The organism is Pseudomonas sp. HMSC057H01, from assembly GCF_001836405.1.
Lineage (GTDB): Bacteria > Pseudomonadota > Gammaproteobacteria > Pseudomonadales > Pseudomonadaceae > Pseudomonas > Pseudomonas aeruginosa.
In genome coordinates this window covers 1-25,491 of record NZ_KV828420.1, presented here as the reverse complement: position 1 = coordinate 25,491, position 25,491 = coordinate 1, and the positions used below count along the sequence as shown (strand labels likewise).

General features: G+C 65.1%; 24 protein-coding genes, 2 tRNA genes and 1 pseudogene. 15 read left to right on the top strand and 12 right to left on the bottom strand.

The window, feature by feature from the left end; genetic code table 11:
• The first annotated feature begins 74 nt into the window (after positions 1-74).
• The 9 genes from lbcA to HMPREF2581_RS07730 all read left to right on the top strand — a co-directional run bounded on the left by lbcA (position 75) and on the right by HMPREF2581_RS07730 (position 7,180).
• Positions 75-1,847 (top strand): proteolytic complex protein LbcA, encoded by a 1,773-nt coding sequence (gene lbcA / locus HMPREF2581_RS07770; protein WP_003135130.1) that lies wholly within the window; start codon positions 75-77, stop codon positions 1,845-1,847.
• Between the two features lie 4 nt (positions 1,848-1,851).
• The gene (gene lolB, locus HMPREF2581_RS07765; RefSeq protein WP_003095005.1) at positions 1,852-2,469 is read left to right on the top strand and encodes a lipoprotein insertase outer membrane protein LolB; all 618 of its coding nucleotides are present in this window, start codon (positions 1,852-1,854) and stop codon (positions 2,467-2,469) included.
• Position 2,470: 1 nt separating this feature from the next.
• Positions 2,471-3,319, top strand: a complete 849-nt coding sequence (ispE, locus tag HMPREF2581_RS07760) for a 4-(cytidine 5'-diphospho)-2-C-methyl-D-erythritol kinase (RefSeq protein ID WP_003095007.1) — start codon at positions 2,471-2,473, stop codon at positions 3,317-3,319.
• Positions 3,320-3,355: 36 nt separating this feature from the next.
• A tRNA-Gln gene (locus tag HMPREF2581_RS07755) sits at positions 3,356-3,430 on the top strand.
• Positions 3,431-3,485: 55 nt separating this feature from the next.
• Positions 3,486-4,427, top strand: coding sequence for a ribose-phosphate pyrophosphokinase (locus HMPREF2581_RS07750; RefSeq protein WP_003099281.1), 942 nt, complete (start codon positions 3,486-3,488; stop codon positions 4,425-4,427).
• A gap of 116 nt (positions 4,428-4,543) precedes the next feature.
• Positions 4,544-5,158, top strand: a complete 615-nt coding sequence (locus HMPREF2581_RS07745) for a 50S ribosomal protein L25/general stress protein Ctc (protein WP_003095013.1) — start codon at positions 4,544-4,546, stop codon at positions 5,156-5,158.
• 41 nt (positions 5,159-5,199) lie between these two features.
• Positions 5,200-5,784, top strand: coding sequence for an aminoacyl-tRNA hydrolase (gene pth, locus HMPREF2581_RS07740; protein WP_003099278.1), 585 nt, complete (start codon positions 5,200-5,202; stop codon positions 5,782-5,784).
• Positions 5,785-5,824: 40 nt separating this feature from the next.
• Entirely contained in the window at positions 5,825-6,925 is a 1,101-nt protein-coding gene (gene ychF / locus HMPREF2581_RS07735; protein ID WP_003099270.1) for a redox-regulated ATPase YchF, read from the top strand.
• Between the two features lie 178 nt (positions 6,926-7,103).
• Positions 7,104-7,180 (top strand) — tRNA-Met (locus tag HMPREF2581_RS07730).
• A gap of 149 nt (positions 7,181-7,329) precedes the next feature.
• On the opposite strand, the gene HMPREF2581_RS07725 is transcribed toward HMPREF2581_RS07730, so the two are convergent.
• The 3 genes and pseudogenes from HMPREF2581_RS07725 to HMPREF2581_RS33500 form a co-directional block, all read right to left on the bottom strand.
• Complete coding sequence (locus HMPREF2581_RS07725; RefSeq protein ID WP_003133769.1) at positions 7,330-7,635, bottom strand: HigA family addiction module antitoxin; 306 nt, start codon at positions 7,633-7,635, stop codon at positions 7,330-7,332.
• 11 nt (positions 7,636-7,646) lie between these two features.
• Positions 7,647-7,925: a type II toxin-antitoxin system RelE/ParE family toxin gene (locus HMPREF2581_RS31790; protein WP_003113526.1), complete on the bottom strand. Its 279-nt coding sequence runs from the start codon at positions 7,923-7,925 to the stop codon at positions 7,647-7,649.
• Positions 7,926-7,977: 52 nt separating this feature from the next.
• Positions 7,978-8,103 (bottom strand): annotated as a pseudogene (locus tag HMPREF2581_RS33500) (integrase); the annotation flags it as partial.
• Positions 8,104-8,253: 150 nt separating this feature from the next.
• Here HMPREF2581_RS33500 and HMPREF2581_RS07720 point away from each other — a divergent pair.
• Complete coding sequence (locus HMPREF2581_RS07720) at positions 8,254-10,482, top strand: TonB-dependent receptor (RefSeq protein WP_003141628.1); 2,229 nt, start codon at positions 8,254-8,256, stop codon at positions 10,480-10,482.
• 69 nt (positions 10,483-10,551) lie between these two features.
• Here the strand turns inward: HMPREF2581_RS07720 and can are convergent, their stop codons facing one another.
• The 8 genes from can to HMPREF2581_RS07680 form a co-directional block, all read right to left on the bottom strand.
• Positions 10,552-11,199, bottom strand: a complete 648-nt coding sequence (gene can / locus HMPREF2581_RS07715; RefSeq protein ID WP_003095021.1) for a carbonate dehydratase — start codon at positions 11,197-11,199, stop codon at positions 10,552-10,554.
• A gap of 61 nt (positions 11,200-11,260) precedes the next feature.
• Positions 11,261-12,499 (bottom strand): C69 family dipeptidase, encoded by a 1,239-nt coding sequence (locus HMPREF2581_RS07710; protein ID WP_003141631.1) that lies wholly within the window; start codon positions 12,497-12,499, stop codon positions 11,261-11,263.
• Between the two features lie 198 nt (positions 12,500-12,697).
• Positions 12,698-13,150 carry a ribosomal protein S18-alanine N-acetyltransferase gene (gene rimI, locus HMPREF2581_RS07705; RefSeq protein WP_003095025.1) on the bottom strand — a complete coding sequence of 151 codons (453 nt, stop codon included), beginning with the start codon at positions 13,148-13,150 and terminating at the stop codon, positions 12,698-12,700.
• Complete coding sequence (locus HMPREF2581_RS07700; protein WP_003141633.1) at positions 13,147-13,848, bottom strand: hypothetical protein; 702 nt, start codon at positions 13,846-13,848, stop codon at positions 13,147-13,149. The genes rimI and HMPREF2581_RS07700 overlap by 4 nt, the downstream gene beginning before the upstream one ends.
• A 259-nt stretch (positions 13,849-14,107) precedes the next feature.
• The gene (locus tag HMPREF2581_RS07695) at positions 14,108-14,644 is read right to left on the bottom strand and encodes a DUF6160 family protein (RefSeq protein ID WP_003141635.1); all 537 of its coding nucleotides are present in this window, start codon (positions 14,642-14,644) and stop codon (positions 14,108-14,110) included.
• A 30-nt stretch (positions 14,645-14,674) separates the two neighbouring features.
• Positions 14,675-15,694: a hypothetical protein gene (locus HMPREF2581_RS07690; protein WP_003141637.1), complete on the bottom strand. Its 1,020-nt coding sequence runs from the start codon at positions 15,692-15,694 to the stop codon at positions 14,675-14,677.
• Between the two features lies 1 nt (position 15,695).
• Positions 15,696-16,742 carry a DUF6160 family protein gene (locus HMPREF2581_RS07685; RefSeq protein ID WP_003095033.1) on the bottom strand — a complete coding sequence of 349 codons (1,047 nt, stop codon included), beginning with the start codon at positions 16,740-16,742 and terminating at the stop codon, positions 15,696-15,698.
• A gap of 195 nt (positions 16,743-16,937) precedes the next feature.
• On the bottom strand, positions 16,938-17,540 hold the full coding sequence (locus HMPREF2581_RS07680) for a hypothetical protein (RefSeq protein WP_003095035.1): 603 nt from the start codon (positions 17,538-17,540) through the stop codon (positions 16,938-16,940).
• A 284-nt stretch (positions 17,541-17,824) separates the two neighbouring features.
• Between HMPREF2581_RS07680 and mksB the strand changes: the two genes are divergently transcribed.
• From mksB to HMPREF2581_RS07655, 5 genes are all read left to right on the top strand, one after another.
• Positions 17,825-19,123: an Mks condensin complex protein MksB gene (mksB, locus tag HMPREF2581_RS07675; RefSeq protein ID WP_003095037.1), complete on the top strand. Its 1,299-nt coding sequence runs from the start codon at positions 17,825-17,827 to the stop codon at positions 19,121-19,123.
• Positions 19,113-19,808, top strand: a complete 696-nt coding sequence (gene mksE / locus HMPREF2581_RS07670; RefSeq protein ID WP_003095041.1) for an Mks condensin complex protein MksE — start codon at positions 19,113-19,115, stop codon at positions 19,806-19,808. The genes mksB and mksE overlap by 11 nt, the downstream gene beginning before the upstream one ends.
• The gene (gene mksF / locus HMPREF2581_RS07665) at positions 19,805-22,651 is read left to right on the top strand and encodes an Mks condensin complex protein MksF (RefSeq protein WP_003141640.1); all 2,847 of its coding nucleotides are present in this window, start codon (positions 19,805-19,807) and stop codon (positions 22,649-22,651) included. Before mksE ends, mksF begins: the two co-directional genes overlap by 4 nt.
• Before the next feature lie 111 nt (positions 22,652-22,762).
• On the top strand, positions 22,763-23,770 hold the full coding sequence (locus HMPREF2581_RS07660) for an iron ABC transporter substrate-binding protein (RefSeq protein ID WP_003095046.1): 1,008 nt from the start codon (positions 22,763-22,765) through the stop codon (positions 23,768-23,770).
• Positions 23,771-23,790: 20 nt separating this feature from the next.
• Complete coding sequence (locus tag HMPREF2581_RS07655; protein WP_003141642.1) at positions 23,791-25,329, top strand: ABC transporter permease; 1,539 nt, start codon at positions 23,791-23,793, stop codon at positions 25,327-25,329.
• 80 nt (positions 25,330-25,409) lie between these two features.
• Here the strand turns inward: HMPREF2581_RS07655 and HMPREF2581_RS33795 are convergent.
• The coding region (locus tag HMPREF2581_RS33795; protein WP_371262981.1) for a hypothetical protein at positions 25,410-25,491 on the bottom strand (82 nt) is incomplete at its 5' end.

Genomic DNA, 25,491 nt, shown 5'->3' with positions numbered 1-25,491 from the left:
CGATGTATTGACCCCATAGACAGCTTCGTCGACGCCCGTCCCGGCCCCCTTGGGCTTGCCGGACGGCTTATGTCATGATGGCGCCACCCTCGCAGGTTCAAGGCCGGCTTTCTTCCTCTATGAACAAATCCCTTGCGCTGCTGACCGTCACGCTGCTGCTCGGCGGCTGCCAGTCACTTATCCACAAGACTCCCGATGGCACCCCGCCGGTGGAAGACACCGCGGTCGAGACCAAGGCCAAGCCGGAAAAGTACGGCTCCTTCAGCGAGGACAGCCTGTATTCGCTGCTGGTGGCCGAACTGGCCGGGCAGCGCAACCGCTTCGACATCGCCCTGAGCAACTATGTGGTGCAGGCGCAGAAAACCCGCGACCCCGGAGTTTCCGAGCGCGCCTTCCGCATCGCCGAATACCTCGGCGCCGACCAGGAAGCCCTCGACACCTCCCTGCTCTGGGCGCGCAGCGCGCCGGACAACCTCGATGCCCAACGCGCCGCCGCGATCCAGTTGGCCCGCGCCGGGCGCTACGAGGAGTCCATGGTGTACATGGAGAAGGTTCTCAACGGCCAGGGCGACACGCACTTCGACTTCCTCGCCCTGTCTGCCGCGGAGACCGACCCGGATACCCGCACCGGCCTGCTGCAGAGCTTCGACCACCTGTTGAAGAAATACCCGAACAACGGCCAGTTGCTGTTCGGCAAGGCCCTGCTGCTGCAACAGGACGGCCGCCCGGACGAAGCCCTGACCCTGCTCGAGGACAACTCCGCAAGCCGCCACGAAGTCGCCCCGCTGCTGCTCCGCTCCCGCCTGTTGCAGAGCATGAAGCGCAGCGACGAGGCCCTGCCGCTGCTCAAGGCCGGGATCAAGGAACACCCGGACGACAAGCGCGTGCGCCTCGCCTACGCGCGCCTGCTGGTGGAGCAGAACCGCCTGGATGACGCCAAGGCCGAGTTCGCCGGACTGGTCCAGCAATTCCCCGACGACGACGACCTGCGTTTCTCCCTGGCGCTGGTCTGCCTGGAAGCCCAGGCCTGGGACGAAGCCAGGATCTACCTGGAAGAACTGGTCGAGCGCGACAGCCACGTCGACGCCGCCCACTTCAACCTCGGCCGCCTCGCCGAGGAACAGAAGGACACCGCGCGCGCCCTCGACGAGTACGCCCAGGTCGGCCCGGGCAATGACTTCCTCCCGGCGCAACTGCGCCAGACCGACGTCCTGCTCAAGGCCGGTCGCGTCGACGAAGCCGCCCAGCGCCTGGACAAGGCGCGCAGCGAGCAACCCGACTACGCCATCCAGCTGTACCTGATCGAAGCCGAGGCGCTGTCCAACAACGACCAGCAGGAAAAGGCCTGGCAGGCCATCCAGGAGGGTCTGAAGCAGTACCCGGAGGACCTCAACCTGCTCTACACCCGCTCGATGCTGGCGGAGAAGCGTAACGACCTGGCGCAGATGGAAAAGGACCTGCGCTTCGTCATCGCCCGCGAGCCGGACAACGCCATGGCCCTCAACGCCCTCGGCTACACCCTGGCCGACCGCACTACCCGCTACACCGAGGCGCGCGAGCTGATCCTCAAGGCGCACAAGCTGAACCCGGACGACCCGGCGATCCTCGACAGCATGGGCTGGATCAACTATCGCCAGGGCAAGCTGGCGGACGCCGAGCGCTACCTGCGCCAGGCGCTGCAGCGCTACCCCGACCACGAGGTCGCCGCGCACCTGGGCGAAGTCCTCTGGGCCCAGGGGCGCCAAGACGACGCCCGGGCCATCTGGCGCGAATACCTCGACAAGCAGCCCGACAGCGACGTGCTGCGCCGCACCATCAAGCGCCTGACCGGCGCCGAGACTCCTTGAAACCATGCGTCTACGTCTTTTCCTCGCCGCCTCCGCGCTGGCCCTGCTCAGCGGCTGCGCCGGCCTGACCTCCCACGAAGCCCTGGAAGGCCAGGGCGATGCGCAGACCTGGAAAACCCACAAGCAGCAACTCAGCGAGCTGGATGCCTGGCAGATCGACGGCAAGGTCGGCATCCGCGCCCCGCGCGACTCCGGCAGCGGCACCCTGTTCTGGCTGCAGCGCCAGGGCTACTACGACATCCGCCTGTCCGGCCCGCTCGGCCGCGGCGCAGCACGCCTGACCGGGCGTGAAGGCGCGGTGAGCCTGGAAGTCGCCGGGCAGGGCCGCTACCAGGCGGAGTCCCCGGAAGCCCTGCTGGAAGAACAACTAGGCTGGCGCCTGCCGGTCTCGCACCTGCTCTGGTGGGTACGCGGCCTCCCGGCGCCGGACAGCAAGAGCCGCCTGACCCTCGACGCCGACAGTCGCCTGGCGCGCTTGGAACAGGACGGCTGGCAGATCGAATACACCCGCTACGCCGAACAGAACGGCTACTGGCTACCCGAGCGCCTGAAGCTGCACGGCCAGGACCTCGACGTCACCCTGGTGATCAAGGACTGGCAGCCGCGCCAGCTCGGCCGCTGACATGAGCGTGCGCCTCAGCCTGCCAGCCCCGGCCAAGCTCAATCTGTTCCTGCATATCCTAGGCCGCCGCGACGATGGCTATCACGAGTTGCAGACCCTGTTCCAATTCCTCGACCACGGCGACGAGCTGCATTTCGAAGCCCGCCAGGACGGCCAGGTACGCCTGCACACGGAAATCGCCGGGGTGCCGCACGACAGCAACCTGATCGTGCGCGCCGCGCGCGGGCTGCAGGAAGCCTCCGGCAGCCTGCAAGGCGTCGACATCTGGCTGGACAAGCGCTTGCCCATGGGGGGCGGCATCGGCGGCGGCAGCTCCGACGCCGCCACGACGCTCCTGGCCTTGAACCATCTCTGGCAACTCGGCTGGGACGAGGACCGCATCGCCGCCCTGGGCCTGCGCCTGGGCGCCGACGTGCCGGTCTTCACCCGCGGACGCGCGGCTTTCGCCGAGGGCGTGGGCGAAAAGCTCACCCCGGTGGACATCCCGGAGCTCTGGTATCTCGTCTTGGTTCCGCAAGTACTTGTCAGCACAGCAGAAATTTTTTCAGATCCACTGTTGACACGCGATTCTCCCGCCATTAAAGTGCGCACCGTTCTCGAGGGGGACAGCCGAAACGACTGTCAGCCGGTAGTCGAGAGGCGTTACCCAGAAGTTCGTAACGCTTTGATCTTGCTAAACAAATTTGTTTCAGCTAGATTAACCGGCACTGGAGGTTGTGTGTTTGGGAGCTTCCCAAACAAAGCTGAAGCTGATAAAGTCTCGGCCCTTCTTCCAGACCACCTTCAGAGGTTCGTCGCCAAAGGAAGCAACGTCTCGATGTTGCACCGGAAGCTGGAAACTCTGGTCTGAGAAAGGAATGCCGAAACGGCATTCGAGCAATACCACAGGGGCGTCGCCAAGCGGTAAGGCAGCAGGTTTTGATCCTGCCATGCGTTGGTTCGAATCCAGCCGCCCCTGCCATTTTCCTCTTCTGTATTTCATCCGGATCCCTTCGGTCGACACAGGTACCTGTAGCGTGTCCAAGATGATGGTCTTCACGGGGAACGCTAACCCCGATCTTGCACGACGCGTCGTGCGTCAGCTGCACATTCCTCTTGGCGATGTTTCAGTTGGCAAATTCTCCGATGGCGAAATCAGCGTCGAAATCAACGAAAACGTCCGCGGCAAGGACGTATTCCTGATTCAGCCGACCTGCGCGCCGACCAACGACAACCTGATGGAACTGGTGGTGATGGCCGATGCCTTCCGCCGCTCCTCGGCCACTCGTATCACCGCTGTCATCCCCTACTTCGGCTATGCCCGCCAGGATCGCCGTCCGCGCTCCGCCCGCGTGGCCATCAGCGCCAAGGTAGTGGCCGACATGCTGACCGTCGTCGGGGTCAACCGTGTCCTCACGGTCGACCTGCACGCGGATCAGATCCAGGGCTTCTTCGATATCCCGGTAGACAACATCTACGGTTCCCCCGTGCTGGTGGACGATATCGAAGACCAGCGCTTCGAGAACCTGATGATCGTCTCCCCGGACATCGGCGGCGTGGTGCGCGCGCGCGCCGTGGCCAAGTCCCTGGGCGTGGACCTTGCGATCATCGACAAGCGTCGTCCCAAGGCCAACCAGTCCGAAGTGATGCACATCATCGGTGACGTCGAAGGCCGTACCTGCGTACTGGTAGACGACATGGTCGATACCGCCGGCACCCTCGGTCACGCCGCCAAGGCACTGAAAGAGCACGGCGCCGCCAAGGTCATCGCCTACTGCACCCACCCGGTGCTGTCCGGCCGTGCCATCGAGAACATCGAGAAATCCGTACTGGACGAGCTGGTGGTGACCAACACCATCCCGCTGTCCGCCGCTGCCCAGGCCTGTGGCCGCATCCGCCAGCTGGACATCGCTCCGGTCGTTGCGGAAGCCATGCGCCGGATCAGCAACGAAGAATCGATCAGCGCGATGTTCCGCTGAGGCCCAGCCTCGGCGAACGCGCCTGAACGAAAACGCCCCGCTCCGGCGGGGCCTTTGAAATCGCCCGAACGCTGGTCGCAAGCGTTCGGGCGCATTGTTATTTTTGGAGATACACAATGGTCGACTTTATTCTGAATGCCCAAGTGCGTTCCGATCTGGGGAAAGGTGCGAGCCGCCGCCTGCGTCGTAACGCCGGTCTGGTTCCTGCTGTCGTTTACGGCGGCGACAAAGAGCCCCAGTCCGTAACCCTGGAACTGCGCGAAATCGCCAAGCTCCTGGAAAACGAGGCTGCCTTCAGCCACGTGATCGCCCTGAACGTTGGCGGCGCCAAGGAAACCGTACTGATCAAGGCCCTGCAGCGCCATCCGGCGAAAGGCTTCGTGATGCACGCCGACTTCCTGCGCGTGGTCGCCGACCACAAGCTGACCGCCCACGTACCGCTGCACTTCATCAACGAAGAAGTAGCCGTTGGCGTCAAGCAATCCGGTGGCGAGATCTCCCACACCATCTCCGAAGTCGAAGTTTCCTGCCTGCCGAAAGACCTGCCGGAATTCATCGAAGTCGACATGGCCAAGGTCGAGCTGGGCCAGATCGTTCACCTGTCGGACCTCAAGGCTCCGAAAGGCGTCGAGCTGGTACAACTGGCCCACGGCAACGACCTGGCCGTTGCCAACATCCACGCTTCCCGCGTGGTGAAGGAAGAAGGTAGCGAAGAAGGCGCCGCCGAGTAATTCATTACTCGATCGCCTTTTTATAGAGAGGGGCTCCCGTCGTGACTGCCGTACAACTGATCGTTGGCCTGGGAAACCCGGGTCCTGAATACGACCAGACCCGGCATAACGCGGGGGCCCTTTTCGTTGAGCGCCTGGCGCATGCCCAGGGCGTCAGCCTCGTGGCTGACCGCAAGTATTTCGGCCTGGTCGGCAAGTTCAGCCACCAGGGCAAGGACGTTCGTCTGTTGATCCCGACTACCTATATGAACCGCAGCGGCCAGTCCGTGGCGGCGCTGGCGGGATTCTTCCGGATCGCCCCGGACGCCATCCTGGTGGCCCACGACGAACTCGACATGCCCCCTGGCGTCGCCAAGCTCAAGACCGGCGGCGGACACGGCGGGCACAACGGGTTGCGCGATATCATCGCCCAGCTCGGCAATCAGAATTCTTTCCATCGCCTGCGGCTTGGCATCGGCCATCCGGGGCACAGCAGCCTGGTTTCCGGTTACGTGCTCGGCCGCGCCCCGCGCAGCGAGCAGGAACTGCTCGACACCAGCATCGACTTCGCCCTCGGCGTGCTGCCGGAAATGCTCGCCGGGGACTGGACCCGGGCGATGCAGAAGCTGCACAGCCAGAAGGCCTGAACCACTTTTCTAGCGCCTGTCTGAGCGCGAGGGACATAGCATGGGATTCAACTGCGGCATCGTCGGCCTGCCCAACGTCGGCAAGTCCACCCTGTTCAACGCCCTGACCAAATCCGGTATCGCGGCGGAAAACTTCCCGTTCTGCACCATCGAGCCGAACAGCGGCATCGTGCCGATGCCCGACGCGCGCCTGAACGCCCTGGCCGAGATCGTCAAGCCCGAGCGCGTACTGCCGACCACCATGGAATTCGTCGACATCGCCGGCCTGGTGGCGGGCGCCTCCAAGGGTGAGGGCCTGGGCAACAAGTTCCTCGCCAACATCCGCGAGACCGACGCCATCGCCCACGTGGTGCGCTGCTTCGAAGACGACAACGTGATCCACGTGTCCAACAGCGTCGACCCCAAGCGCGACATCGAGATCATCGACCTCGAACTGATCTTCGCCGACCTCGACAGCTGCGAGAAGCAACTGCAGAAAGTCGCCCGCAACGCCAAGGGCGGCGACAAGGAAGCCCTGGCCCAGAAGGCCCTGCTGGAAAAGCTCATCCCCCACTTCACCGAGGGCAAGCCGGCGCGTTCGCTGCTGAAGAACCTCGGTGACGAGGAGAAGCGCCTGGTACGCAGCTTCCACCTGCTGACCAGCAAGCCGGTGATGTACATCGCCAACGTCGCCGAGGACGGCTTCGAGAACAACCCGCACCTGGATGTGGTGAAGGCCATCGCCGAGGAAGAAGGCGCGGTGGTGGTGCCGGTGTGCAACAAGATCGAAGCCGAGATCGCCGAGCTGGAAGACGGCGAAGAGAAGGACATGTTCCTCGAGTCCCTCGGTCTCGAGGAACCCGGCCTGAACCGTGTGATCCGTGCCGGCTACGGCCTGCTCAACCTGCAGACCTACTTCACCGCCGGGGTGAAGGAAGTCCGCGCCTGGACCGTCCGCGTCGGCGCCACCGCCCCGCAGGCCGCCGGCGTGATCCACACCGACTTCGAGAAAGGCTTCATCCGCGCCGAAGTGGTCGCCTACGACGACTTCATCCAGTTCAAGGGCGAACAGGGCGCCAAGGAAGCCGGCAAGTGGCGCCTGGAAGGCAAGGACTACATCGTCAAGGACGGCGACGTGATGCATTTCCGCTTCAACGTGTAATCCCCTTCCCGTCCCAGGAAAGCCCCGGCCAAGCGCCGGGGCTTTTCGTTCCTGCCCCTCCCCATCGCCCTCTCTCCGGCGATCCGACCCCTTCCGTCTAAACGATTGAAAGATCAGAAAATTATCTAGGCCCAGGGGTTGACAGCCCCGCCCGAGATACGGAAAATGCGCGCCACTCGGCTACATAGCTCAGTCGGTTAGAGCGCAGCATTCATAATGCTGATGTCCCAGGTTCAAGTCCCGGTGTAGCCACCATATTTTTCAAGGGGTTAGCGCAAGCTAACCCCTTTTTGTTTTGGTCGGCAGACTACAAACCGACTACAAACCGTCTACGCCCCCTTTACCGATTTACGGTTCGCATGAAAAAGCCCCGCATCTGCGGGGCTCTACGATCAACGTCACCGCTATCCGTGAGCAAGCAGCGGCTCAATCTCATGTTCGATCTGCTCGCCATTCGCCGCATAAGCAGTTGCTAACGAGTACTCACTCTGGAGATTCATCCAGAACTGAGCGGACGTATCAAAGTAACGCCCCAGACGAATCGCCATATCTGCGGAGATACCACGCTGCTCACGAACGATATCGTTCACTGTCGGAGCGGAGACTTTCAAAGCGCGTGCTAGAGCAGCTGGAGAGATATCCAACTCCATCAGAAACTCATCGCGCAATATTTCCCCAGGATGGATGGGGCGCATACCATTGGTAGCCATGGTCCACCTCCTCAGTGGTAATCAACTATTTCGACTTCTTCGGGACCCGCATCCGTCCAGACGAAACAGACACGCCACTGGTCATTGATCCTGATGCTATGTTGGCCCGCCCGCTTTCCCTGCAACGGCTCCAACCGGTTTCCAGGTGGAGAGCGCAAGTCTCGAAGCTCCGTAGCCGCATGAAGCATTGCGAGCTTACGCGTAGCGACTGTGAGGATCGCTCCCCACCGCCTCGAAAGACCCGTCTCAAAAAGCTGACGAGTCTCGTCGCAGCGAAAGGTCAGAATCATTCATTAACCCTTAACGTTAAGCGTTAACTTCACTACAGATTACCACAGATCCTCATGTGGTCAATTTGTAGCCAGACTGAGTAATCGGAGAAAAGCGCATCGCCGATTCCAAGTGCTCCGGCGTTAGGTGCGCATACCGCATCGTCATCGAGGAATGCCCGAGGATCCGCTGTAGGGCCACGCCATGCGCAGCGCCCCGTGTCAGGCATTTCATCTTGCTTTGGAAGCCAGGCATGCCTCATTGAAACAGTTCGAATCATTTGATAATCATTATCGATTTGTTTAGCTTTGCCGCCCATCAAAACAACAGCAACTCGGACATCTCCTCATGCCCCGCTCCATCCCTTCGCGCCCGGCTCCCCTGGCGCTTTCCCTGTCCCTCTTCGCTTCGTTTTCCGCTCCTGCGCTGGCTGCCGATCCGGTGGAGCAGCAGATGGTGGTGATCGGCTCGCGCGCGCCGACCAGCATCAGCGAGTTGCCCGGCACGGTCTGGGTGATCGAGCGCGAGCAACTGGACCAGCAGACCCAGGCCGGCGTGCCGCTGAAGGAGGCGTTGGGACAATTGATCCCGGGCCTGGATATCGGCTCCCAGGGTCGTACCAACAACGGGCAGAACCTGCGCGGACGCAGCGTGCTGGTGATGATCGACGGGGTGTCGCTGAACAGTTCGCGGGGCATCAGCCGGCAGTTCGACTCCATCGACCCATTCAACATCGAGCGCATCGAGGTGATGTCCGGCGCCAGCGCGGTGTACGGCGGCGGCGCCACCGGCGGGATCATCAACATCGTGACCAAGAAGGGCGTCGGCGGCGACACTCGCTTCAATACCGAGCTGGGCGCCCGCAGCGGCTTCCAGAGCCATGAGGACCATGACCTGCGCGCGGCGCAGTCGATCAGCGGCGGCAACGACCTGTTCAACGGCCGCCTGGCCATCGCCTACCAGAAGAACGGCGCGGCCTACGACGGCAATGGCGACCAGGTACTGACGGACATCACCCAGACCGACCTACAGTACAACAGGTCGGTGGACCTGATGGGCAGCCTTGGCTTCACTTTCGCCAATGGCCACAGCCTCGATCTCGGCCTGCAGTACTACGACTCCGGCTACGACGGCGACCGCGGCCTCGATCTCGGGCGCAACTTCGACGCCCTGCGTGGACGGGCACCCTATTCGATCAAGGGCGGCGTCGACCTCGACCGCGAGCCGGAAAGCAAGCGCCATCAGTTCAACGCCACCTACCATGCGCCGGAAGTGCTGGGTCACGACCTCTACCTGCAGGCCTACTACCGCAACGAGAAGATGGCCTTCAACCCCTTCCCCACCATCCGCTACAGCAATAGTGGCGCAATCAACTACGGCACTTCCTACTACTCGGCCTCGCAGCAGGACACTGACTACTACGGGATGAAACTGGCCCTGGTGAAGACCTGGGAGCGCGCCAGCCTGACCTACGGGGTGGACCTGGACCGGGAAAAATTCACGTCCGACCAGATGCTCTTCAACCTGCCGCTCGCCGCCGCCAGCGGCGGGCTGGTAGCCAGTGAACAGGCCAAGCTGGGCCGCTACCCGGACATCGATACCGACAGCCGCGCCTTCTTCCTCCAGGGCAGTTGGAAGGCCACCGACGACCTGACCCTGAGCGCCGGCGTGCGGCGCCAGTCGATGAGCACCGACGTCAGCGACTTCGTTGCGGCGAACCAGCAGATCCTCATCGCCAACGGCCTTGGCAAGACCGCCGACGCGGTTCCGGGCGGGAGCAAGGACTACGACGTCAACCTGGTCAACGTCGGCGCCATCTACAAGCTGAACCTGCAACAACAGGTCTGGGCCAACTACAGCGAAGGCTTCGAGCTGCCGGACCCGGCCAAGTACTACGGTTTCGGACGCTACGGCGCAGCCGACGGCAATGGCCACTACCCGCTGCTACAGGGGGTCAGCGTGAACGACTCGCCGCTGGACGGGATCAAGACCAAGCAGGTCGAGCTGGGCTGGCGGCACACCGACGGTGCCCTGGATACCCAGGTGGCGGCGTTCTATTCCTGGTCGGACAAGAGCATCAAGTACGACTCGAAGACCCTGGCGGTGCTGCAGCAGGACACCAAGAAGCGCAACTACGGCCTGGAGGGCCAGGCTACCTACTGGCTGGACGATCACTGGCAGCTCGGCGTCAACGGCCTGGCCATCCGCTCCCAGGAGAAGGTCGACGGCCGCTGGCTGAAGCAGGACGTGACCTCGGCCAGCCCATCCAAGGCCGGCGCCTTCGTCGGCTGGAAGGACGACCAGCGCAGCCTGCGCCTGCAGGGCGTGCGCACCTTCAACCTGAACGACGAGCCGGGCAACAAGATCGACGGCTACGCGCTGTTCGACCTGCTCGGCACCCAGGCGCTGCCGGTGGGCACCCTCACCGCGGGCATCCAGAACCTGCTGGACAAGGACTACACCACGGTCTGGGGACAACGCGCCCAGGTCTACTACGGCGGGCTCGCACCAGCGGGACTGTTCGACTACAAGGGACGGGGGCGGACCTACAGCCTGACGTATAGCGTGGAGTTCTGAAGCCGTCCTCGACAGTTCCCCTGTCCCTCCAGGGAGAGGGGAACGCGTAGGGAAGAGCTTCCGCCTCTCTCAGCAGCAACCGCCCAGCGGACTCAAGCGATACTGCGGCGGCAACTGGTCGAGGCCGCTGACGGTGACGTTGAGGTTCTTCCACAGGCCATCCTTGATCCCGTAGATGCAGCCATGCACGGACAGCGACTGGCCGCGGTGCCAGGCGTTCTGGACGATGCTGGTGTGGCTGACGTTGGCCACCTGCTGGATCACGTTGAGCTCGCAGAGGCGATCGACGCGCTCCTCCTCGGTCGGCAACTGCTCCAGGTGCTCGCGGTATTCATAGGCGAGGTCGCGAATGCTGCGCAGCCAGCCGTCGATCAGGCCGAGCTGGTCGTTGTGCAGGGAGGCGCGCACGCCGCCGCAGCCGTAGTGGCCGGTGACCAGGATGTGCTTGACCTTGAGCACGTCGACGGCGAACTGGATCACCGACAGGCAGTTGAGGTCGGTGTGCAGCACGACGTTGGCGACGTTGCGATGGACGAACAGGTCGCCGGGCAGCATGCCGACGATTTCGTTGGCCGGCACCCGCGCGTCGGAGCAGCCGATCCAGAGGTACTCGGGGGTCTGCTGGCGGGCCAGCTTGGCGAAGAAGTCCGGGTCTTCCTGCTTGATCGCTTCGGCCCAGCGGACGTTGTTCTCGAACAGTTGCTGCAAGTCGCTCATGGCATGCCCCTCGTTTGACCGGTGCAGCACCTTACGGAAGGCGATGCCCGTTTGACAAGCGTCACAGCGCGGCGTGGCTACGCCACCAGCGCTGCTGCGCCAGCGGCTGCATGGCGACCTGATCATGCCAACAGGCGTGCCAGGCTGCGGCGTCCTCTGCCAGGCGCGGCCAGTCGGGCTGTTCGAGGTCGGCGAAGAGTTCCCGTTCCAGCCAATCGCGGCCGCTGCGCAGGAGCCGGCGGAAGGCGCGGTCGGTGAGCGCGCGGCGGTGCACCGCCTCGAAGCGCCACCAGGGAGACTCCTGTACCGCCTCGCGCGGCTGGCTGAGCACGGCGGCGCCGGAGGCCGGATCGAAGGACAGCGGCTGGAACAGTCCCAGGCACGGCGCCGAAGTACCGGTGGCGGCCAACAGCGGGCCGTCGTCGCGCAAGCGGGCGACCAGACTGGCGGTGGTCTGCGAAGGCCGCCAGAAGCTGCCGGCGTGCATGCATACCTGGCGGTTGTTGTGGCGGCGGAAGTGGTCCCCGCGCGGGCCATGGTGACGCAGCGCGGCGAACAGCGCGTGCCAGTCCGGCTCGCCAGGCAGGCTGTCGAGGAAGCGCTGGTTGATCCGACAGCGCCGGTGCGCGCCGCCGACCCAGGGTAGCAGGCGGGTGTCGAAGACCCGCGCGAAGTGGAAGTCGCCGCGACCATCCCAGCAGCCCTGGCGGCGTGCCTGGTCCTCGAGGTCGCGGCTGCACAGGTCGAATTCGTGGCCAAGGGTCAGGGCGTTGGAGATGGCCCAGCGCTCGACCTTCTTCGCCGCCCACAGGTTGCCGGCGGTTTCCAGCACCCAGGCTTCGCCGGGGTCGGCGATGAGGAAGCTGTTGTCGTAGCGGATGCGCTTGTCGCGGTAGCCGGCCGGGCCGCCCTGGCCGTAACGCTGCAACAACCCGGTGATCACCTCCAGCGCCTCGCGGGCGCTGGCGCCGCGCTCCAGTCCCAGGCGCAGCAGGTCCATGCCGAGCAGCGCGGTGCCGCGCTGACGGGTCAGCTTGGTGAACACCGCTTCGTTGCCGATGGCCACGCCGTGCTCATTGACGCCCATTTCCGCGCCCCAGATCCAGCTCGGCTGGCTGATCACCAGCGCATGCCGCTGGGCGGCCTGGGGAATGTCGAGGTAGGTGGTGCGCAAGCGCGCTTCCGGATCGTTGCGCACCACCGGCAGGCGCAGCAGACGCTGCGGTTCGGCGGGCTCGCGGTCGCTGTTCTTGGCGAACCAGGTCTGGCCCTGGTGGCGAAGGATCAGGGTGTCGCACATGGGGGGCTCCAGTCTGCGCATCCTGCCACCGGCCGCTGTCGACCTGACTTCGCACTCCAGCGAAGGGTTACCGCATGAAGGGACCTGCCTGCGGTATGCAGGCGAGAATCGGAATGCTGGTAAGGGTACGGCGGTGCCAGAAGGCCAGCCAGCTACTCCAAGTGATAGCTAGTTGCCGGCAGGGAAGCGGAGCAAGCCTCAGTCGAACAGGGTACAGGCCATGACCAGGGCGTCTTCGCGCCCGCCGACGGCGGGGTAGTAGTCGCGACGGCGGCCGATCTCGTTGAAACCGTAGCGTTCGTAGAGGCGGTAGGCGGCCTGGTTGGAAGCGCGCACTTCGAGGAAGCATTCGCGAGCCTGGTGGCCGGCCGCCTCGCGCATCAGGTGTTCGAGCAGGCGCAGACCGAGGCCACGCCCCTGGCTTTCGGGCTTCACCGTGATATTCAGCAGGTGCGCCTCGTCGAGGATGATCTGGATGACGCCATGGCCGACCTGCTGGCTACCCTCGAACATCAGCCAGCAATGGTAGTTCTTCAGGCCTTCGCTGAAGATGCCACGGGTCCAGGGGTGACTGAAGGCGGCATATTCGATTTTCAGCACGGCATCGAGGTCCGCCTCGGTCATCGGGCGGAAGGAAATCGCATCGCTCATTGAATCTCGCTCGACCAGCGCTGACGGACACGGCGCATGGCGCGCCACAGCTCGCCCTTGAGGGCGGGTTCTTCCATGAGGGCTTCCAGGCCTGGCACGGCCCAGGTTGCGCCCAGACCGTCCACCTGCAGTTCGCGGAACAGGCTGCCCTCGTCGCCCTCGCCGGCGAAGCGGATCGCCGGCAGGCCGACCAACCACAGGCAGCGGCTACGCTCGCTCTCCTCCATGCGCGCGGCGACGAAGCTCTGGACGAACTCCAGGGCCGCCTGCGGCCCCTGGTCGAGGTTGCCGCGCGCCAGCAGCGGCCAGCGTACCGGTTCGCCGATCAGCCGCGGGCTGTCCGGCAGGCCGGCGGCGCGCAGCAGGTCGCGCAGCAGCAGGTAACCCGGATCGCGGCTGGCGAAGGGTTCGCCGGTGGGCAGTTCGACCAGCAGGGTGCAGGAGCCCGCCTGCAGCAGTTGCAAGGCGAAGCGCGGCGGCGGGGCCTGGACCGCCGGCGGCTCGGCCGGGGCCTCTTCGACCGGCGCGACCGGCTCGGCTTTCTTCGCCGCCGGGGCGCCCGGCTTCGGCAGGCTGATCGGGATCCCCCGGCCTTCCACGGGCGCGGCGGGAGCCACGCTCGGTGCGCTGGCCGGCGCCTCGGCTTGCGGGACGCGGGCCTGCGGCGCATCGATCGCGGCGCGCGCACGCACAGGCACCGCCGGCTCTTCCCGGGGCGGGGTCTCCAGCAACTCCGGCCGCGAGGGTGCGGCGAACGGCAACGGCTGGCGGGGCAGCCAACTGGTTATCTGCATCGCGCCCAGGAAGGCGCGGCGACGCTGTTCTTCGATCAAATCTCGGGCACCGGCAATTAGGCGATGCGCGGGGACGGTTTCGCCCCCGGCGTTCAGGCAGGCAATGATAGCGGTTCTTCGACCTCGGCGGAGCGGCTTTGTCCCGCCATGCGACGGTTCGCCCTCAACGCGGGGCGACGGTGAAGATGTTGACGTTGCCTTGCAGCTTGAGGGTGCCGTCGATGCGTGCGCTGACCAGGTTGGTCTGCACCAGCCCGGGATCGGTACCGCGCGCCTTGTTGGCGCCAGCGATGGTGAAGCGCAGGTCCTGGAAGCTGGTGTCCTTCAGGCCGACGCGCAGCACCGGGCGGTTGAAGGCAGCGCCGTCGCCGCCGAAGCCGTCCTTGATGGTCACCACGTCCAGGGTGACTTCGTCGAAGCTGAACTTGCCGCTGATATCGTCGATCACCAGGTAGTTGTTGCCGCTGCCGGCCGGCTGGATCGCCAGGCGCGCGCCGCAGCCGCCGGCGCAGCGCGTCTGCGAAGGATTTTCCTGGAGATTGAGCGAGGCGCTGATGCTGATCCCGGCCTGGCCGACCACGTCGTCCAGATCGCTATCGCCCAGCGAGCGCAACTCGGCCCCGGCCGAAGCGCTGAACAGCAGCGCCAGCGCCGCGAGGATGCCGATGCCGCCTGCCAGTGGATGAGTCTGCTTGGCCATGTGCTGCGTACCTCGTTTCGCGCCGCCACCTCAGAGGTTGTGCGACGTCACCTTCAGGTAGTTGAAGCTGAGCCCGGATATCTCGTTGCGGCCCATGTTGTAGCCGCCGGTCGGTACCTGCCCGTAGCCTGGCCGGGTACCGCCGATGTTGAGGTTCTCGATCACCAGGCTGGTGCGCGGCGCATTGGCGTAGAAGTCGGCGGCGTTGGCCAGGGTCAGCTTGGGCAGTTCGAAAGTGAAGTTGCCGTCGGCGGTGACCGAGAACAGCAACGGCTGCGACTTCCCGTAGCCAAGCGCGACGCTGGCATAGGCGTTGGTCAGGTAGACGGTGCGCGCAGCCTGCTCGGCGGCGCTGACGCAACTGGGCGAGCCAGCACCGCAGGACATGATCTCGAAAGTCTTGGCGTAGAGGTTCAGGCGCATCTCGCCAACCAGTTGGCTGCGCGCGTTGGCGCCCCAGAAGCGCAGGTAGGAACCGTCCATCGCCAGTTCGGAGAAGTCCAGGTTGAGCACATCGGTGCGCGTGGAAGTGACGCCGAAGTCGAAGCGGATGCCGGCGTCGACCTTTTCGCTGGCCCGGCTCGAGCAGTTGCTGCCGGCACCGGTGTAACCAGCGATGCACGGCTGGCCGCCGGCGCCGCTCACCAGGCTGGGGAAGGCCAGTTCGATCACGTCCGCGGTGTCCGGCAAGGTGCTGACCACCCGCCCGTCGTCGAGCTGGGTGGTCAGCACCGAACCCTTGGCCAGATTCAGCTTGAACGGGAAATTGAGACGGCCGAGAGTCACCGGCGCCAGGGTGCTGCCCTTGTTGCTGCCAGTGGCGGCGACGTACAGCTCCTTTACCGTGATCGGCACGTTCTGCCCGGTGGCGGTGTTGGTCACGCCATTGATCGCGATGGTGGCCTTGTTGCCGTCGACCATGGCGCTGTCGAGGACGAAGCCGATGCCGGCACCCTGCACGTCCGACAGTTGCTCGTCATCGAGCGCTGTCATCTCGGCATGGGCGAAGGGGGCGGCCAGCAGGGCCGCGAGCAGGCAGGCGCGACTCATCTCAGCAGCCCTTGTTCAGGCCGCCCAGGCAGGTGTCCTGCCGTGGAATGCCATTGAAGGCCTGACCGAAGTCGACCTTGATCGGCGCCGTTCCATCGGCGTTGCGCGACATGTTGAGGAAGGCACCGGCCAGCGCGGCGACCAGCTTGGAGGGATCCTGCTGGTCGCGCCACTGGACGTTCTGGCTCTGCATCGAGATGAAGAAGCCTTTCGACGAGTCGATGAAGTTCTGCGCGTTGTTCGGATCCACGGTGCCGATCGGGAACGACTGGTACTGGGCCAGGTTGAAGCAGGTCTGGGCGCCCATCAGCTTGCAGTCGTTGGAGGTCAGGAAGGGCAGCAGGACGTTCACCAGGCTGCCGATGATGGTGCTGTCGTGCATGTCCAGGGCCGTGCCGTTCTTCAGGCCGATCATGGCAGCGCGGATCGGGTCGGGGTTGCCGGAGCTGTTCACCAGTTCGGCCTGGGCGGTGTACTGAGAGCTGCCGGTGAGAGTGATGGCGGTCTTCGCCGCCAGGCAGTCGAGGGCCAGCAGGCCGCAGGAAATGCTGCCTCCCAACTGGCTGCCGGTGCCGTACAGGTCCACCGGCACGTTGCCGGTGAGGGTCTTGATATCGCCCGAGAGGTAGCCCTTGGCTTCGCCGAAACCGATACGGATGCCGACCATCTTGCTGCCGTCGTAGGCGAACTCGATGTAGGGATTGCTGATGAGGAACGGGTTGATCGCGCCGGTGGCGTCGTTGACCGTGCCCAGGGCGAAGTTGTCGATGGCGATGTCGGCACTGCCGGCAAGCTCGCCGCTGCGGTTGTACTGGCCCAACTGCAGCTTCTTCATGTTCAGTTGGGTCTCGATGTCGGCGCCGAAGTTGATGCGGGTGAAGTTCAGTCCGTTGGCGGCGTCGGTGGTGAGGTTGATGAAGGCCTGGCCGACCACGTCGGAAAGCTGGTCGTCGTCCAGCGACTCCATCCTCGCCTGGGCGGTGGCAGCCAGCAGACCGGCGCCGCAGAACAGCGCGCAACGCAGCAGGAAGGGCAGACGACGGGACATGGGCTCACCTCTTGTTCTTCTCGTGGCCGACGGCAGAGACACTGCGACCTGTAGTCACTATAGAAAGCCCCGGGCGAATCGGGGCCGACCCATAGTCGAGAAAAACCGCCGAACGACGCGGTCGCTGCAGCGGATGAGCGGTCGCTCGGCCAGGATGGATGTTACCCATCGTCACACGGGGGTAACGTCAGCCCTTCACTGCTGGCGGAACAGGCCGATCAGATGGTCGGCAATGGCACCCTTGATGGCGTTGAGGCTGAGCAGGGAGTGTGCGCTGAGGCGGGCGGGGTTGATCCGGTGCAGGTGCAGCGAGGGCATGCGCGCTTCGTACTCGCGCAGGTCGCCCTTGACCAGGATCGGCAGGAACACGTCGTCGTGAGCCTGGTAACGCTGGATCAGCAGTTTCAACCCTTCCTGGAACGGCAATTCCTTCGACGCCACCAGGCGGTGCTCGCCGGGAATCTTCAGGTAGAGCCCGCGATAGCCCATGGTCTCGCCCGGCAGGATATGGATCCCGGTGGGCTCCACCGCGGCCAGCGGGATATCGTGGAAGGTGTCGTGCCAGGCCTGCTCGCTGGGCAGGATGGTGATGCCGCCATGGTCGCTCTCGGGAATCACGAAACTGTAGTTGCTGTAGAGCTTCTCGACATAGGCCGAGTAGATGCACAGGCGGTTCTCGAAACGTTTGAGGAAGGCGATCGCCTCGCTGCGGTTGGTGATGGCATCCAGGTCCCAGGCAAGGTCACCCTGGTTCTGCAGTTCGGCCCAGCGGGCCTCGGCGTAGGCGGCGTCGTTCAAGAGTCGGCATTCATTTGGAATAGACAGGCCAGGGGTCTTCAGCAGAAAGCGTGCCAGCCCCTGGAAGCCCCATTCCCCGGACCAGGCGGGGCAGGAAAGTCCTTACGCAGTCATAAACTGCCGCTTTTCGACACCTCAGTGATAGCCAGATGCCATCCACCGATACCGGGCCCGTACCTGCGCCGCAGACGTGTCGACGGCCTGCATCGCACTCATCGGCGGCGTCTGCGTCGCCCGTGCCTTTGCAGTACAATCGGCGCTTTTTCCACGGATCGGCCCTCCCGATGATCGACCCCCGACGCGTACTGCGTGCGCTTGCCGAACACTGGGCCCTGCTCGAGCCTCTCTGCGAGCGCTTCGATGCCGGCACCCTGAGCCTGGCGGAACTGCGCAGCCAGTTGAACACCCAGTTACCGGAAAGCAACCCGGCGGAAATCACCGCCCTGCTCGACCAGTGGATCCGCCTGGATATCCTGGTCCCGGTGGCCAAGAGCCCCAACCGTTTCGAGCTGAACGCGCAGATCCACGACTTCCTCGCCTACCTGCGCCACGAGCATCGCCTTGGTCTGTGCCTGGAGATCGAGGCCTACCTGCGCCATCTGGAGCGCCTCGCCGGGTACATCCAGGACGCCTTCGAGACCCGCGACAGCCAGGACCTGGCGCGCCAGCTGCGACTGCTCGACATGCGCGTGCGCGATGTACTGAAGAAGCTCGGCAATGACGAGCAGGCACTGATCGGCGTGGCCGAGCGGGCCAAGACCAGCGACCGGCAGATTCCCCTGGCGCAGCGCTACGCGGAGGTCCTGGCGACCTGGGACGAGTACGTCGAGCCGATGATCCAGCTGGTCAGCGCCGACGGCGCCTTCGAGCAGGGCGTGCGGCGGGTCGAACAGGTCCTGCTGCGCCTGCTAGGCGAACAGCAGCGCCTCGGCCACCTGGTCGACGACGACCTGGTGCTGCGCACCCACGCGCGCATCCTCGAGATGCAGACCAACGCCCAGCTGACCCTGCGCCGCGCCCGCGAATTATTGCTGCCGCTGCGCGAGGAAGCGCGCCGGCACAACGCGGTGACCCGTGGCGCCGCCCTGGCGCTGGCGGCGATCCGGCGCAAGGGCCTGGATGCCGTGCCGCAGGCGGCGATGCCGCTGTTCACCCGGCCGCAGAGCACCTTCCTCGGCACCGCCTCGCAGGTCGAGAGCTACGTCTTCGCCCTCGCCCGCTTCGAGCCGAAGCCGGCGCAGTTCCCCAAGTCCAGCGGCACGCGCAAGAGCAACGGGCCGGCGCGACCACCGCGGACCGCGCGGGAAATGATCGAGCGCTGCCAGGCGGCGCTGCCGCTGCCGGACCTCATGCAATGGCTGCTGGCCCAGGAACCGGACGGCGCCACCGACGAGTTGCTCTACTGGTTCTCCCGGCTGTCGCGCGACGCGCGCTTCCAGCGCGAACGCCTGCAACGCCGCGAGTACGAAACCACCGAACATTGCGTCAGCCTCTGCTCCTTCGCCCTGAACCCCGCCGCCAAGGACAAGGGCCAGGCCAGGGACGCAGACACCCTTTCCGCGAGCGAAACCCATGCATCTTGATCTCTCCGAACTGACCCAGCTCGCGCCGATCTTCCGCGAGCTGTTCAAGGGCTACCACATCAGCCACCGCGACCCCGAGCTGTACACCCAGCTGTCCTCGCACCAGGACCAGTACCGCGGCCTGTTCCGCGCCATGGGCTTCGAGCTGGTCTGCGATACCCGCGGCTTCTACTACTTCGTCCCGGAGCAGGTCGGCGCCCAGGTGAACAAGACCGCCCAACGCCTGGCGCTGTTCACCTTCATCCTCGTCGAACACCTCGCCGACCAGGGCCGCGACCCGCTGTCCGTGCTGGACGGCGGCAGCATCGGCCGCGAAGAGCTGCCGCCGCTGCTGGAGAAATACCGCGACCTGTTCCTCCAGGCCGAGGTGCAGACCCAGGAAGAACTGGAAGAGAAAGTCATGCGCCGCCTGACCCAGCTCGGCTTCGCCTCCGAGGACAGCGGCGTGTACCGCTTCATGCCGCCGATGCACCGTTTCCTCGACGTCTGCCTGTCGGTGCAGCAGGACCGCAACCTGTCCGCCAGCCTGCACGCCGACCTGCCGTTGCAGACGCCGGTGCTGGTCGATGACGGCGAGATCGAACCGCTGATGGCCAGCGACGAAGAATTGTCCGAAGAGAGCGAGGAAGACGCCCTCGCCCGCGCCATCGCCGAAGAACACGCGCAACAGGAGGCTGACGCATGAGCCAGACCCGCTACGGCATCCGCCGCTTCGCCCTGCTCAATACCGCCGGCTACAGCCTGGGTATCTTCCCGCTGGAAAACCCGCTGTCGATCTACGGCGCCAACAACCTGGGCAAGAGCGCCTCGATCAACGCCCTGCAGTTCCCGATCCTTGCCCGCCTGTCGGACATGAGCTTCGGCAAGTACAGCATGGAGCAGTCGCGGCGCTTCTACTTCGCCTCGGACACCAGCTACATTCTCCTCGAACTGATGCTGCCCCACGGTCCGCACGTGATCGGCGTGGCCGGGCGCGGCCCGGGCGGCGGCTTCGGCCACCAGTTCTTCGCCTACGCCGGCGAGCTGAGCCTGGACCACTACCAGAAGAACGGTACCTGCCTGCGTCAGCGGGAGCTGTTCGCCAACCTCGAGCGCGAAGGCATCAAGGCCTACGAGGTGAAGCCGGAAGAGCTGCGCCGCCTGCTGGTCGGCGGGCACACGTCGATCCCGCTCGACCTGACCATGATCCCGCTACGCTCCACCAGCGAGCAGAGCCTGAAGACCTTCCGCTCGCTGTTCATCAACCTGCTGCACATGCGCGAGATCACCGCGGCCAAGCTCAAGCAGCTGTTCCTCGACGCCTTCGAGCACAGCCTGCGCTCGGGTAACGTCGACTACATCGCCGCCTGCGAGGAGGCGTTCCGCGACGTGCGGCGGATGGAGCAGGACTACCAGGCGCTGGTCGCCGCCGGCCCGCTGGTGGAAGCCCTGGCCAACGGCGTGACCCAGCGCGACGTACTGCGCGGCAAGATGCACCGCCTTTCGCCGCTGCTCGACAGCCTGCTCGGCACCTGGCACGACTACGCCGGGGCGCGCCGCGAGGAACTGCTGATCCAGCACGATCAATACCGCGCCGAGCAGGACGGCCTGCAGAACGAACAGCGCGGCGGCACCCAGGAGCTGATGCGTCTGGAGCGCGAGATCGCCGGCATCCAGCGCTGGCTCGGCGAGCTGTCGGTGCTCAAGACCCGCTTCGCCCTGGTCGACGACGCCAAGGTCCTCGAACAGCAGTTGCTCGCCGCCAAGGATGCCCACGACGAACTGGCCGGCGCCCTGGCCCATTCGCGGCAGTTCTCCAGCGAAGACCTGGAAGAGCGCCTGCGCGACCTGGAAAAACGCCTGAAGAACGTCCGCCAGCAGCTCGAACACGCCGACAACAACAGCTACGCACGCCTGCGCGAGGAGTTCAGCCAGCAGGACGTGGAACGCCTGATGCGTCTGTTCAACGGCGCGCTGTTCAGCCTGCCGCTCGGCGAGAACGGGGTGAACCTGGATGACGGCGACGTCTGGGTGAAGAGCGTCGAAGCCATCCTCGACCACTTCAAGGGCGAGCATTTCGAAGCCCCTGGCCTGAGCATCGACCTGTCGCACATCGAACCGCCGGCGTTGCAGGCCCTGGCCGACCGCGCCGCCCTGCGCGACCAGAAGGAGCGCCTGGAGAAGGAGCTGAAGCAGCTCAAGACCCAGCAGAGCGTCGCCGCCGACCGCGCCGCGAGCAAGGCCCAGGCGGAGAAGCTGTACCAGGACGTGCTGGATGCGCAGAAGGCCCTGGAAGACTTCCGCCGCACCCAGACGCTGACCGCCGAGGAGCCCGAGAAGCTCGCCGAACTGGCCCAGCTGGAGGCGTCCCAGGACGAACTCAAGCGCTCCAGCGACGCCTTCGCCGAGCGCGTCCAGCAGCTCTCCGCGCGCCTGCAACTGGTGGCCCGGCAACTGGGCGACCTGGAGGCCAAGGAGCGCACCCTGGAAGATGCCCTGCGCCGCCGCCAGCTACTGCCGGCCGACCTGCCCTTCGGCACGCCGTTCATGGAGCCGGTGGACGACTCGCTGGACAACCTGCTGCCGCTGCTCAACGACTACCAGGACACCTGGCAGGCGCTGCAGCGCATCGACGGGCAGATCGAGGCGCTGTACGCCCAGGTGCGCCTGAAGGGCGTCGCCAAGTTCGATAGCGAAGACGACACCGAGCGCCGCCTGAAGCTGTTGATCAACGCCTACGCGCATCGCCAGGACGAGGCCCTGACGCTGGCCAAGGCGCGCCGCGCGGCGGTCACCGACATCGCCCGGACCCTGCGCAACATCCGCAGCGACTACGACAACCTGGAACACCAGTTGGCCCTGTTCAACCGCGAGATCAACAAGCGCCAGGTGTCCAACCTGCAGAGCTTCCGCATCGTCCTCGCGCCGAACAAGGATGCGCTCAAGCACATCGACCAGATCATCCACAGCGCCGGCCAGTACGAGGAAGGCGAGAACCTCTCGGTGTTCGACCTGACCCAGAGCGCCGAGCAGGACGCGAAGAACGAGGAGGCCAAGGAATACCTGGCCCGCCTGGTCGCCGCCAACCACAACCAGTTGGGCCTGAAGGACCTGTTCGAACTGGCCTTCGAGATCACCAAGGTCAACGGCCAGCCGATCATGCACACCGACATCGACGGCGCCGCCTCCAACGGCACCACCATGACCATCAAGGCGCTGACCAACATGTACCTGTTGCTGCACCTGATGGACCGCGAGCAGGCCGGGCGCGTGCGCCTGCCCTACTACCTGGACGAGGCGGCGGACATCGACGAGCGCAACCAGGCCGCGCTGCTGGAGACCAGCCTGCAACTGGGCTTCGTGCCGATCCTGGCGAGCGTGAAGCCGCAGGTTTCCGCACACGTGGCGATCGACCTGGAAGGCGGTAGCGGCCCGAACGGCATCTATATCGACGAAGCCGACTGGAAATACATCCGTCGCCGGGATGCCGCCGCCAGCGGCGAAACCCGCGCAGCCAGCGAGCCGGAGGAAGCCGGCGAACCGGCGTGAAGCGTCTGCCACGGCCCTGCCTGACAGGGCCGTGGACTTTTCCGATAGGCCCGAAGCTCCCGCGAAGATATAATTGGTTACATTCGCATTTGTAACCCACGGGGAGAATCCATGCCTGTTCGACTTCTCAACCGTTTCCGCCACGCCGCCCTGGCGTGCCTGCTCGGTTCGCTTTCCCTCAATGCGGCGGCCGATCCCGTCACCCTTACCCTCTACAATGGCCAGCACGCCGCCACCGGTATCGCCATCGCCAAGGCCTTCCAGGACAAGACCGGCATCCAGGTGAAGATCCGCAAGGGCGGCGATGGCCAGCTCGCCAGCCAGATCACCGAGGAAGGCGCGCGCTCGCCGGCCGACGTGCTCTACACCGAGGAATCGCCACCGTTGATCCGCCTGGCCAGCGCCGGCCTGCTGGCCAAGCTGGAGCCAGAGACCCTGGCCCTGGTCGAGCCGGAGCACGCCGGCGGCAACGGCGACTGGATCGGCATCACCGCCCGCACCCGGGTACTGGCCTACAACCCGAAGAAGATCGACGAGAAGGATCTGCCGAAGAGCCTGATGGATCTTTCCGATCCGTCCTGGTCCGGCCGTTTCGGCTTCGTGCCCACCAGTGGCGCCTTCCTCGAACAGGTCGCCGCAGTGATCAAGCTCAAGGGCCAGGAGGAAGCCGAGGATTGGCTGACCGGCCTGAAGGCCTTCGGCTCGATCTACACCAACAACGTCACCGCCATGAAAGCCGTGGAGAACGGCGAGGTCGACATGGCGCTGATCAACAACTACTACTGGTACACCCTGAAGAAGGAAAAGGGCGAGTTGAACTCGCGCCTGCACTACTTCGGCAACCAGGACCCGGGCGCGCTGGTCACCGTCTCCGGCGCCGCAGTGCTCAAGTCCAGCAAGCACCCCAGGGAAGCCCAGCAGTTCGTCGCCTTCATGCTCAGCGAGGAAGGCCAGAAGGCGATCCTCAGCCAGTCCGCCGAGTACCCGATGCGCAAGGGGATGCAGGCCGATCCGGCGCTGAAGCCGTTCGCCGAACTGGACCCACCGAAACTGACCCCGGCCGACCTGGGTGAGGCCAGCGAGGCCCTCAGCCTCGAACGCGACGTTGGCCTGAATTGATCGGCGCCGCCTCCACGCCCGTGCGCCTGCGCACGGGCTCGCGCCGGCGAACGCCATTCTGGCTGTTCCTGCCGGTCCTGCTCCTCGCCCTGCTGGCCAGCCTGCCGCTGCTCTACGTCGCGGCCAAGGCCTGGGACGCCGGCTGGCACAGCGCCTGGCAACTGCTCTGGCGCCCCTACGTATTCCGCTTGCTGGGCAACACCCTGTGGCTGATGTTCGGCGTGACCCTGCTCAGCGCCCTGCTCGGCCTGGCCCTGGCCTGGTGCGTCGAGCGCAGCGACCTGCCGGCACGGCGCTTCTGGAACGTGGTGCTGTGCCTGCCGTTCGCCATCCCCGCCTTCGTCAGCAGTTTCACCTGGGTTTCGCTGAGCCCGATGTACGAAGGCCTCGGCGGCGCCATCCTGGTCATGACCATGTCCAAGTATCCGCTGGTCTACCTGCCGGTAGCGGCGACCCTGCGCGGCATCGATCCTTCCCTGGAGGAGTCGGCGCGGATGCTCGGTCTGTCGCGGCGCCAGGTGTTCCTGCGGGTCACCCTGCCGCTGCTGCGCCCGACCCTGGCCGCCACCGGGCTACTGGTGGCGCTGCACATGCTGGTGGAGTTCGGCGCGCTGTCGATCCTGCGCTACCAGACCTTCACCACAGCCATCTACCAGGAGTTCGAACTGGAGTTCAGCAACGCCACCGCGGCGATGCTTTCCTCGGTACTCCTGGCACTGTGCTTCCTGCTGCTCTGGCTGGAGTTGCGCATGCGCGGCCGCGGCCGCCTGGTACGCACCGGCCAGGGCAGCGCGCGGCGGGCCGAACGGGTCCGCCTGGGGCTTGGCAAGTGGCCGCTCCAGGCGCTGCTGGCGACGCTGGTGCTGGTCGGTACCGGTATCCCCCTGGTGATGCTCGGTTATTGGCTGTACGAAGGCTCCTCGGCCAGCTTCCCGCTGATGGAAATCGCCTCGACCCTGCTTTCCTCCCTGTCGCTGGCCTTCGGCGGGGCCCTGCTCAGTTGCCTGCTGGCGCTGCCGGTAAGCATCCTGGTGGTGCGCTACCCCGGCGCCCTGGCGCGCTGGACCCAGCGCCTGCCGTACCTGCTGCAAGCGTTGCCGGGACTGGTGATCGCCCTCTCGCTGGTGTACTTCTCGCTGCACTACCTGCCAGCCACCTACCAGACCACCGGCTTGCTGCTGGTCGCCTATGCCCTGCTGTTCATGCCGCTGACCCAGGCACCGATCCGCGTGGCCCTGGAAAAGGCCTCGCCGCAGTTGGAGGAAGCCGCCCGCACTCTCGGCCAGACGCCCTTGATGGCCTTCCTGCGGATCACCCTGCCGATCATCTCGCCGGCCATCGGCGCCGGATTCGTGCTGGTGTTCCTCGACACCATGAAGGAACTGACCGCCACCCTGGTGCTAGGTCCCACCGGGCTGTCGACCCTGGCCACCTCGGTCTGGGTGCACACCGCCAACCTGGAGTACGCTGCCGCCGCACCCTACGCCGCGCTGCTGATCCTGATCTCCGGCTTGCCGGTGTACCTGCTGACCACCCGGGCGCATCTCAGCACTCACTGACACCCACTCCCCAGCAGGCAGGCATGAACGAAAACGCCGCTTACCCAGGTAAGCGGCGTTTCTTTTTGCCGGTCCGACAATCAGCGGCGGGCGGTTTCCTTCAGAGGAATCTTCGGCGCCCACTCCAACCATTCGTCATTGGCCGAATCGAACAGGGCGAAG